The following is a 1249-nucleotide window of genomic DNA, read 5'->3' on the forward strand; positions in this document are numbered from 1 at the left end:
TGGCCTGCTGCCGGTTTGATGGACACCAAGATAAGTTCATTCAGGCTACCCCAGCTTCACGTTCGAAGTCGATAGGACTGAGGTAGCCCAGGGTCGAGTGACGCCGGGTCGGGTTGTAGAAGCATTCGATATAATCGAACACGTCGGCCTTCGCTTGCGCCCTCGTGCGGTAAATCTTCTTCCCGATCCGCTCGGTCTTGAGCGAGGAGAAGAAGCTCTCCATGGCGGCATTATCCCATACATTGCCGGACCGGCTCATCGAGCACGTAACCCCATTGTCGGCCATCAGCCGCTGGAACCGCTCGCTGGTATACTGGCTGCCCTGATCCGAGTGATGCAGGAGAGCATCGGGCTTGCCGCGCCGCCAGATCGCCATGATCAGCGCATCGGTAACGAGCTGGGCTGTCATGTTGGGACTCATCGACCATCCGACCACCCGGCGCGAGAACAGGTCGATCACCGCAGCAACATAGAGCCATCCCTCGGCCGTCCAGATGTAGGTGAAGTCGGCCACCCACTTCTGGTTCGGCCTGTCGGCCGTGAACTGGCGATCGAGCACGTTGCCGGCGATGACTGAACGATCGCCATGATCCTTGGGAAGCCCACGCCGCCGTGGCCTTGCTCGCAGACCCTGCTCGCGCATGAGCCGTTCGATCCGGTGCAGGCCGCACGACACCCCATCGGCCAGCAGATCGTGCCAGACGCGGCGCGCGCCATAGGTGCGATAACTTCCTACATGGCTGGCACGGACCTTCGCACCGATCACCTCGTCGTCGCGGGCACGCTGCGTCGGCGGACGGATCAGCCAGGCATGGAAGCCGCTTCGCGAGACACCGAGCGTCCCGCACATCCATGCCACCGGCCAGATCCCTCGGTGCTTCGCGATGAACTGGAACTTCATATCGAGTCCCTCGCGAAGTAGGCGGCGGCTTTTTTTAGGATGTCGCGCTCCGCCTTCAGCTTGGCCAGCTCGCGCCGCAGGCGATCGATCTCCATCTGCTCCGGCTTCATCTGGCCGTGACCGGGAAAGGCATGGCCCGGATCGGCGGCAAGCTCCCGAACCCATTTGCGCAGCACGTTCGCATGCACATCCAGATCGCGCGATGCCTGGGCGATCGTCACCCCGCGTTCGCGGACCATCCTCACCGCCTCAAGCTTGAACTCGCGGCTGAACTTCCTTCTTTGCATTGTGGACCTCCGATAGGTGGAAACACCCTATCTTGGTGTCCATCAAACCGGCAGCAGGCCA

The 1249-nt window shown here is 61.8% G+C and carries 1 protein-coding gene; it reads right to left on the reverse strand.

Annotation, left to right across the window (positions count from 1 at the left end):
- Positions 1-40 precede the first annotated feature (40 nt).
- A protein-coding gene (locus STE01S_RS19460) for an IS3 family transposase (protein ID WP_120694243.1) occupies positions 41-1188 on the reverse strand; the annotation gives its coding sequence in 2 pieces (ribosomal slippage) (positions 41-930 and positions 930-1188; 1149 coding nt in all).
- Between the last annotated feature and the right edge of the window lie 61 nt (positions 1189-1249).

Source organism: Sphingopyxis terrae subsp. terrae NBRC 15098, from assembly GCF_001598815.1.
GTDB lineage: Bacteria > Pseudomonadota > Alphaproteobacteria > Sphingomonadales > Sphingomonadaceae > Sphingopyxis > Sphingopyxis terrae.